10 protein-coding genes are annotated in these 8,523 nt (G+C 33.8%); 4 read left to right on the forward strand and 6 right to left on the reverse strand.

The genetic code is table 11. The features are described from left to right. From Q0A18_RS05345 to Q0A18_RS05355, 3 genes are all read left to right on the forward strand, one after another. Positions 1 to 459 (forward strand): sigma-70 family RNA polymerase sigma factor (locus Q0A18_RS05345; RefSeq protein ID WP_292009144.1); only part of this gene is annotated, 459 nt, incomplete at its 5' end. Positions 460 to 465: 6 nt separating this feature from the next. Further along, positions 466 to 1,263 (forward strand): anti-sigma factor, encoded by a 798-nt coding sequence (locus Q0A18_RS05350; RefSeq protein WP_292009145.1) that lies wholly within the window; start codon positions 466 to 468, stop codon positions 1,261 to 1,263. 83 nt (positions 1,264 to 1,346) lie between these two features. Continuing rightward, positions 1,347 to 2,333: an aldo/keto reductase gene (locus tag Q0A18_RS05355; RefSeq protein ID WP_292009146.1), complete on the forward strand. Its 987-nt coding sequence runs from the start codon at positions 1,347 to 1,349 to the stop codon at positions 2,331 to 2,333. A gap of 66 nt (positions 2,334 to 2,399) precedes the next feature. On the opposite strand, the gene Q0A18_RS05360 is transcribed toward Q0A18_RS05355, so the two are convergent. The 5 genes from Q0A18_RS05360 to Q0A18_RS05380 form a co-directional block, all read right to left on the reverse strand. Then, the gene (locus Q0A18_RS05360; RefSeq protein WP_292009147.1) at positions 2,400 to 3,161 is read right to left on the reverse strand and encodes a LytTR family DNA-binding domain-containing protein; all 762 of its coding nucleotides are present in this window, start codon (positions 3,159 to 3,161) and stop codon (positions 2,400 to 2,402) included. Then, positions 3,158 to 4,192, reverse strand: a complete 1,035-nt coding sequence (locus Q0A18_RS05365) for a histidine kinase (RefSeq protein ID WP_292009148.1) — start codon at positions 4,190 to 4,192, stop codon at positions 3,158 to 3,160. The genes Q0A18_RS05360 and Q0A18_RS05365 overlap by 4 nt, the downstream gene beginning before the upstream one ends. Before the next feature lie 65 nt (positions 4,193 to 4,257). Continuing rightward, positions 4,258 to 5,238: a DUF6268 family outer membrane beta-barrel protein gene (locus Q0A18_RS05370; RefSeq protein ID WP_292009149.1), complete on the reverse strand. Its 981-nt coding sequence runs from the start codon at positions 5,236 to 5,238 to the stop codon at positions 4,258 to 4,260. A gap of 11 nt (positions 5,239 to 5,249) precedes the next feature. Then, positions 5,250 to 5,681 (reverse strand): hypothetical protein, encoded by a 432-nt coding sequence (locus Q0A18_RS05375; RefSeq protein ID WP_292009150.1) that lies wholly within the window; start codon positions 5,679 to 5,681, stop codon positions 5,250 to 5,252. A 117-nt stretch (positions 5,682 to 5,798) separates the two neighbouring features. Then, positions 5,799 to 6,686 (reverse strand): DUF4421 family protein, encoded by an 888-nt coding sequence (locus Q0A18_RS05380; protein WP_292009151.1) that lies wholly within the window; start codon positions 6,684 to 6,686, stop codon positions 5,799 to 5,801. Between the two features lie 169 nt (positions 6,687 to 6,855). Between Q0A18_RS05380 and Q0A18_RS05385 the strand changes: the two genes are divergently transcribed. Continuing rightward, positions 6,856 to 7,323: an NUDIX domain-containing protein gene (locus tag Q0A18_RS05385; RefSeq protein ID WP_292009152.1), complete on the forward strand. Its 468-nt coding sequence runs from the start codon at positions 6,856 to 6,858 to the stop codon at positions 7,321 to 7,323. Positions 7,324 to 7,396: 73 nt separating this feature from the next. On the opposite strand, the gene rsgA is transcribed toward Q0A18_RS05385, so the two are convergent. Then, on the reverse strand, positions 7,397 to 8,452 hold the full coding sequence (rsgA, locus tag Q0A18_RS05390; RefSeq protein WP_292009153.1) for a ribosome small subunit-dependent GTPase A: 1,056 nt from the start codon (positions 8,450 to 8,452) through the stop codon (positions 7,397 to 7,399). Between the last annotated feature and the right edge of the window lie 71 nt (positions 8,453 to 8,523).

Below are 8,523 nucleotides of genomic sequence, written 5' to 3' on the forward strand. Positions count from 1 at the left end.
GGTGCATTGTATGGTGTCATACTCCGAATTGTGCAATCAAAAGAATATACTGAAGAAATTATTCAGGATGTTTTTATGAAAATATGGAATTCCATTAACCAATACGACAAAACAAAAGGAAGATTCTATACCTGGATGATCAATATTGCCCGGAATACTGCTATAGACTATCTGAAGTCAAAAAGCTTCCAAAATGGGCTTAAAAACCAAAGTATTCCCGATTTCGTATATAATACTGCAGAACTTTCTACCGAATATCAATCTTCTGATTTTATTGGGTTTAAAAATATCTTGAACAGTCTGGAACCAGATAAGCAACAATTAATTGATCTTGCTTATTATCAAGGATATACACAAAACGAAATTTCCGAAAAACTAAATATACCATTAGGAACCGTAAAAACTAAAATGCGAAATGCATTAATAAAACTAAAGGAATTATTAAAAGATTATCAATAAAAGAAAGTGAACACTAAAGAATACATATCATCCGGAATTATAGAATCTTTTGTCTTAGGACTCGCTTCCAAAGAAGAAGTGGCAATTCTGGAATGTATAATGAAAAATAACGCTGAAGTAAAAACTAGTGTTGAAGAAGCTCAAAAAACCTTGGAAGATCTTGCTTTATTACAATCAGTAGCTCCTCCTGAAGATCTCAAATATACCATATGGGCCAAAATACATGATACTCAAAAAACGGAAACAAAACCATCCAGTAATATTCCAGAAATTAATATAAGGGAAACAGCCATAGCATCTGATAATATGTGGAGAAAATATGCTATCGCAGCTTCTGTATTATTTTTAATAAGTATTCTGGGGAACCTTTTATGGATAAATGAAAGGTCAAAAGATAAGATAAAAATTGCAGACCTAACAACGGAAAAAAATTCTAAAAATATTGCTTTACTTAAAATGCAGGAAAAATGGAAAATTGTCTCCGGTTCACACATGCAGCTAATAATTTTAAAAGGAGTAGAAAAGCATCCGGATTCAAAAGCCATAATTTTTTGGGATCAAAATACTAAAGAAGTCTATCTGAATGCTGAAGGCCTGCCACAGCCTCCTGAGGGAATGCAGTATCAGCTATGGGCTATTTCTGACGGGAAACCTTTAAATGCCGGAATGTATACGCCTTCAAAAGATACCAGGATTGCTCTTTCAAAAATTCCAGAAGCCCAGGCTTTCGCAATTACTCTTGAAAAAGTAGGAGGGAATACTACTCCCACCTTGGAAAATATGTTTGTAATAGGTAATATTTAAATTAATAAGGTATATATTTATTGTTAATATATTGAAATCTGCATGATGTTTGTACTTTTGGGGATAACCACAAAATATTCAATATGAAAACAGACATTCTAACAGATCAACACAGATTAGGATTGGGTGGGGTAGCCATCGGAACCGCCTTTGAAAATATTACAGATGAACAGGCTCATGAGATTTTACAAAAAGCCTGGGACCTTGGAATAAGGTATTATGACACTTCCCCCTGGTATGGACTTACCAAAAGCGAAAGGCGTTTCGGCGATTTTCTGAAAAATCAGAACAGGGAGGACTTTATTTTCTCTACAAAAGTAGGGAGATTGTTTACCAAAGTTCCTGAATCTGAAGTTCCACCTACCATGTGGAAAAACCCACTTCATTATGACTTCAGACATGATTATACCTCTGATGCCATAAAAAGGTCAATCGAAGAAAGCCTGGAAAGATCGGGTCTGAGCTATATTGATATTGTCTATATCCATGATCTATCAGAAGATCAGGTAGGAGACCGATACCCTTATTTTTTAGAGCAGGCAAAGAAAGGGGCTTTTAAAGTCCTTTCAAATTTACGTGATCAAGGAGTTATTAAAGCCTGGGGAATGGGTGTCAATAAAATTGAACCTATTTTAGACTGTATAGAAGCTGCTGATCCTGATATTTGTCTTTCTGCTACCCAATATTCTATTTTGGAACACGAAGATGCCGTAGATCGGCTGCTTCCGGCTGTAAAAAAAGCAGGAGTAAAGCTTGTTTCTGGAGCTGGATATAATTCCGGATTTATAGCAGGAAGAAATCGCTATAATTATAAGGATGTCATTCCAAAAGGAATGAAGGAGAAGCGGGATAGAATTGATGAAATAGCCAGAAAATATAATACTGATATTGTTCATGCCGCACTTCATTTTGTATTAGCTGCAGATGAATTTTCTTCTATCATTCCCGGAGCCAGTAAGCCTGAGCAGGTGAAAGACAATGTAGATGCCTTAAATTCTGAGATTCCTTCGGATTTCTGGAAAGAGATAAAATCAGAGGGGCTGATTTATGAAAAGGCACAGACTCCGTAAAATCATATACAGCACAATTAAAAATGGCAGAACTTATTTTCTGCCATTTCTTGATTAAAGTAAAAATCATTGCTGAAGCCATTCCAATATTTTTTTTCTCTTTTCCTTACTGGCTATAATTTCTTTATCAAAAGGAATTTTAAGGTTTATTTTCAGTTTTCTTGGAAAATATTCAGTGGCGTCTTCTATCATATTCCTATTAACAAGAAACTGCCTATTGATACGAAAAAAATCAGAACTGACCTTATTTTCTGTTTCTTCAAGAGATTCAGGAATATAATAAATTTTCCCTGTATGGGTCACTAAATGATTGATTTCGTTTTCAATATAAAACAAAACAATTTTATTCAAATCTATAGGTAAAAAACGATCTCTGTATTTGATCATAAATGTACCGCTTTCTTTCAGTTGATAATTCTGAAGAGTCTGCATAGCTACGTTATACTGGTGCTGAATATCCTTTACCAGCATTGTCTTTAACCCATCAAATTTTGAGAGTGCTTTTTCCAAAGAAGCCTTATAATAAGGTTTCAGAACATAATCAATCCCATTTGTTTTAAAGGCTTTAATAGCATAGTTATCAAAAGCAGTACAGAAAATGATCGGAACATTTATTTCAATACTATTGGAAATCTCAAAACTAAGACCGTCGCCAAGCTGTATATCACTGAAAATTAAATCAGGAGAAGGATTGTGGGAAAAATATTCAATCGATTCTTTAACAGATCTTAATGAAGCCATCAGTTCTATATCAGGTCTGATTTGTTTCAAGGTTAAAAATAAATCTTCAGCTACCAGATCTTCATCTTCTATAATTACAATTTTCATTCGGATAATAGTTTAAAGCTTACAGAAAATACTTTTCCGTCATTCCGGATTTCAATATCATCACCAGCCATAAGCCTGTATCTTTCTGCAAGATTGATCAGTCCACTTTTCAAACCACTTTCGTGATATGATTTTTCATTAATATTATTGGAAACTTTTATAACATCCTGATACTGAATAATTTTAATATCAAGCGGAATAAGGGGAGTCAGTGCATTATGCTTAATAGCATTTTCCAAAAGAGGCTGTAAAGAAAAAGAAGGAATTAGTTTTTGTAATGCATCTTCATGATCTACAATAATTTCCCAATGAAGCGAGGTTCCGAACCTGATCTGCTGCATTTCCATATAATTTCTGCACACCAGTAATTCATCTTCCAAAGTTGCCATAGCAGTATTATTCTGTGAAATGGTAAACCGTAAGAAATCGGAAAGTCTGATAAGATATTGCTCTCCTATATCTGGGTCTTTTTTATAAAGAACCTTCAGTGTATTCAGTGCATTGAATAAAAAATGAGGCTGAATCTGCTGTTTTAAAACTAAATTCTGGGCTTCGGCATTTCTGATCTGTAATAAATAATTTTCCTGATCTGTCCTGGTTTTAGCATTACGTACTAGCACAAAATCCTGTAAAACAAAAATAATGGTATTAATCATAGCTCCAATAAGCGTATAAAGCAATATACCTGAAAGCTCATTAAAACGAGTTCCCTCATCAAAAAATAATCCATAAATAAACCAGAATAAAAGATATAAAGCAATACCCAAACTAAATCCCAACAAATATCTCCAGAATTTGAATTTCTGAATATTATTTCCAAATTGGTAAGTGCAATAACGTAATATAAGCACATGAAGAAAACTCACCGTTAGGAAATAACAACCGCTCTTAACAGCCATTAAAAGAATAGAAAACTTATATTTTCCGCCAATCAATAAAAAAAGCAGGGAAAAAATAGACACTACTACTGAAAGAAGATAGTTCATCTTATAAACATCTTTCAGGCTCTCCCTGTTTACAATCTTATGCATATTGATACTGTACATATGAAATATCGTGTGTTTTCTTCTATAAAATTAAACAAATAAATGGTGTATTATCTCTTTGACCTCTCAAAAATATTATACGAAAGACCTATATTGAAATAAAAAGCAGGTTTAGGATTAGCTTTATAAAAATAATCCTCAAAAGTATCATTCTTATCAAATATCCTTGCCATACCTATAAATTTCGCCCCTGTTTTCACTGTTCCGATCAATGGTCCAAAACGATGTTCATAGGTGATCCCACCATTAATTTCCATCTGTCTGAACTCATATGTTTTTCCCGGCTGATACAGGTAAAATGTAGTCCCTTCCATTCCTCCTCCGATAGCAAGCCTACTGTTTTGAGAGAAATCCTTTCTGAGCTCCACTTTCTGAGGAAGAATGATATCTGCTACCCAGCCGTTATTAAAGGTATGCTCATAAGTAAATGTAACAAATGCCGGAATTTTCATACTCGTATCGGCAAAGGCTACTACACCTAATGTCATTTTAGTTTTAGGAGTTGATTTTAGAACCAATGTACCGGATGCCATTCCTTTTATCCTTTCAAAATGCTGCTCAGATCCGTCTACCATAGCACTTACAGTATAGATGACCGGTTTATTGAAAAGTCGTGAATAGTACATAAAATTAAGAGATTCCGTATGATAATGAAAATCCATTTTATTATTTTCCTGCATTCCAAAAACCTGATCAGGATTCTCTACTTCAAGAGAAGTATATTTATAAAGAAGAGTAGTCCCGATTGACCAATTATTTCTTCTCATAAGGTTAATATTCGCTGTAGCTTTTATATGGTACATATTTTTAACCTTATTTTCAGGAAGATCAACATTATTTAACTGGCTGTCAAACTTATAGGGCATGAGTTGGGTATACTCCACATTAAAAGTCCGGGCTCTGGGAAACCTCTCTGGAAGATAAGATTCTACTTTTTTTGAAACATTTGACGAATCTGAGATCTGTGCAAAAGAAAGCACAGGAATAGCACTGCAGATAAAGAGCAACCTGCATTTTAATAAATTTTTCATTCAAAAACTGTTTATTTTATTTCGGATAAATCAGAGCCAAAAAAATTAAAAAGAAAGGTTCTGTTATAATATTTCTGTAAATTGTATTTCTGTATATAATGCTGTATATTCTTCTGACTGTAATCGGTATTCAGTTCAAGAACATAAACAAACCAAATCTCATCCAGCTGGTATTTATTTTTAAAAAACTGTATTTTCTGGTAATTACAGTTGAAATGGATAAAATGAAGATTATCACAAAAAATGATCCCTGCTTTTAATCCTTTATTCTTTATGATATTGATGTCATCATCTGCATAATTAATAATTTCAATAGATGATGAAAGACATTCTACAAATTTGAACAGATCAATAACCTGTATGAGTTTTTTCTCTTTCTCACTTTCCGGTAAACAAAGCAGGTCTAGCTCTTCATCTAATTTTACAAATTCTTCTAAATTCATTTTCTCATTACGTTTTATGCAACAAATTTATTTATACCTGAATTTAGTTATAAAGATTTTATATCTGAAACGGACAAAAAATGAGATTAACAGCCATCACATCATTCCTTCATATTCTTATTCTTGATAAAACTTCTTTTTCTTTTTAAAAAGGTTATCAATCTGCCGTACATAGATTATCTGCATATTAAGATTATAGAGACTCAAAGGATCATTATTCATAGTATAAACTACCTTATTATGAAGAAGGAAGCCGAAAGAAGCAGCCCAGTTTTCTTTATGATAGGAAACTGCACCCCGCGCAAAAGCGGTAGGATAAATCTTAATTTTAAAATCTTTAAGCAAATCTGTGGTATTTCCAAAATTTGCTCCCAGCGTTGCCATCCCTGTCATCAACCAATGATCGTTAATAACCCAGGAATAAGCATACCCTCCATTGGCTCCCATCTGAAAATTATGAAACACATTCTGTTCTGAAAATTCAGGTATATTTTTAAGGGAATGATAATAAACTCCACCTCCAAGAATAAAGCTGCCGGAACTTATCATTTGTTTTTCGCTCAGTTCAAAAGCTGCTTTTGAAGAAAAATGCCTGTTAAATACATAAGAAATTTCTCCACCCAGCTGAGTAACCGCAAGATCAGGATATACTTTAATATCTTTCTTTTCCTCATTATAAAATCCTTTATACTTTTGCCAAAGAAAATCCACTACCAGTTTTTCCCCATAATGATGGATCTGAAGATCCGTAATGGTTGATTTCCCATAGATATTCTTGCTTTTTAAAGGTAGAAATCCATATGCATAATTGAAGTTCAGAACCGTATTTTTCAAAGAAACTCCGGCTCCAAAATTCAGTGAATTATTCGGGCTGAACTGCACATTATTATTTTTCAGGAAAAGATTGTTATTGGACGAATACAAAGAAATCATCATATCCTTAGAATAAGAAGCTTTATAACTTAAAGAATCTTTTTTCTGGGCTGATACAATAACCGAATACAAAAATAGGAGAGGAATTATTTTTTTAGCATAAAAAGTCATGTTTGACAAAAATAAGTACTCCTTACATTTGAAAATAATATAAAACAGGTGAAACAGACAATTATACATTTTAAAAGGTTTTTGACCTGATTATGTCCGGAAGATCTTATCTTTAATAAAATTCTTTCTTATGAAAACAAGTGCTGGAATTTTATTATTCAGAAAAGAAAAAACAGATCTGTTTATTTTTCTGGTCCATCCCGGAGGTCCTTTCTGGAAAAATAAGGATATAGGGGCATGGTCTATTCCCAAAGGAGAAATACTTCCCGAGGAAGATCCTTTAGAAAGAGCTTTAATTGAATTCGAGGAAGAAACCGGAAAAACAATACAGGGAAATTTTATAGAACTTTCTCCAATTAAACAAAAAGGAGGGAAGGCTGTACATGCCTGGGCAGTGGAAGGGGAGCTTGATCCTTCTCAGTTGAGCAGCAATACTACAGAAATAGACTGGCCGCCAAGATCAGGTAAAAAACTGGAAATCCCGGAAGTTGATCAATGGGAATGGTTTATAGTTGATAAAGCCAAAGAAAAGATTAATATAGCTCAGGTCTCATTAATAACAGAGCTTGAAAAAATCCTTCAATTAAAGTCCATATAATCTTTTGCTTCATTAATATGCATAAAAATACAGGTATCCCAACTAAGGAATACCTGCATTTTTACAATAGATATCAGCGATTCGCTTTGTTATTTTTTGCTTCTTCTACAATCTTTGAAAAAGCCCTCATCTTTTTACGTTTTTCATGTTCGGAAGAAGAAAAATGCAATGCTTCCCGCTTAAGTTTCAGGTAGCTCTGATATACCTTAATATCTAAATTTCCATCATGTACAGCTTTAAGAACTGCACAACCGGCTTCATTGGTATGTGTACAGTCTTTGAAACGACAAAGTTCTGTATAATCGGAAATATCCAATATCTCTTCCAGTGAACCGGAATCATCCACTGTAATACCAAATTCACGGATTCCGGGAGTATCAATTAAAATACCGGAGCCTTCCAGTAATACCATTTCCCTACGGGTAGAAGTATGTCTTCCTTTTCCTGTAGACTGACTTATATCTGAAGTCAACAAGACAGTTCTCTCACAAAGTGTATTGATAAGTGAACTCTTTCCAACACCTGAAGAACCTACAAATACAACCGTTTCTCCCTCAGATATAGATTCCCTTAACTGAAGAATAGTTTCAGGATTATGAATACTCGTAAAAAATATCGGTAACTGATTGGAAAGATGTTTAATTACTTCATCAATTTTCTCTCTGTCAAAAGCTAAATCGGATTTGTTCAGCACCAATACAGGGTTGATATTTTCTTCCTTTATCTGAACCATAAAACGTTCCACCCGGCGTGCATTAAAATTATCATCAAGGCTTTGCACTATAAATGCTTTATCTATATGAGATGCAATCATTTGCTTATCAGCCAACGTTCCGTTTTTCTTACGGTATAAAGTCTTTTCCCGCGGCAGCATATCAACAATAATTCCTTTATTTTCTTCAAATGGCTGAAAGATCACCCAATCTCCCACACAGGGCAATTCGTCATCTGATTTACCAAACATCATATTTCCCGCCAGTTCACACAGAAATATTCCGTCTCTGGAAATAACTTCACAGCAGGTACGATGTACTATTGTAATCCTCCCATGTGATAAGGCTGAATGTATTGTATTTTGTTTCTGTTGGTCCAGTACAGGAGTCCAACCATATTTATTTAAATTAATCATTACTTTATTTTTTTGAAATAAAACGTCCTTCCGGAATTCTCTTTATTCTGAATTCTGAATATTATTAATGA

Origin of the sequence: Chryseobacterium sp. (genome assembly GCF_022712095.1) — a bacterium.
Classification (GTDB): domain Bacteria; phylum Bacteroidota; class Bacteroidia; order Flavobacteriales; family Weeksellaceae; genus Chryseobacterium.

Excerpts from the sequence above, each read along its gene's own strand:
- Q0A18_RS05355 (WP_292009146.1), top strand. The coding sequence starts at position 1,347 with ATGAAAACAGACATTCTAACAGATCAACACAGATTAGGATTGGGTGGG.
- Q0A18_RS05375 (WP_292009150.1), bottom strand. The coding sequence starts at position 5,681 with ATGAATTTAGAAGAATTTGTAAAATTAGATGAAGAGCTAGACCTGCTT.
- Q0A18_RS05385 (WP_292009152.1), top strand. The coding sequence starts at position 6,856 with ATGAAAACAAGTGCTGGAATTTTATTATTCAGAAAAGAAAAAACAGAT.
- rsgA (WP_292009153.1), bottom strand. The coding sequence starts at position 8,452 with ATGATTAATTTAAATAAATATGGTTGGACTCCTGTACTGGACCAACAG.
- Q0A18_RS05370 (WP_292009149.1), bottom strand. The coding sequence starts at position 5,238 with ATGAAAAATTTATTAAAATGCAGGTTGCTCTTTATCTGCAGTGCTATT.
- Q0A18_RS05360 (WP_292009147.1), bottom strand. The coding sequence starts at position 3,161 with ATGAAAATTGTAATTATAGAAGATGAAGATCTGGTAGCTGAAGATTTA.
- Q0A18_RS05365 (WP_292009148.1), bottom strand. The coding sequence starts at position 4,192 with ATGCATAAGATTGTAAACAGGGAGAGCCTGAAAGATGTTTATAAGATG.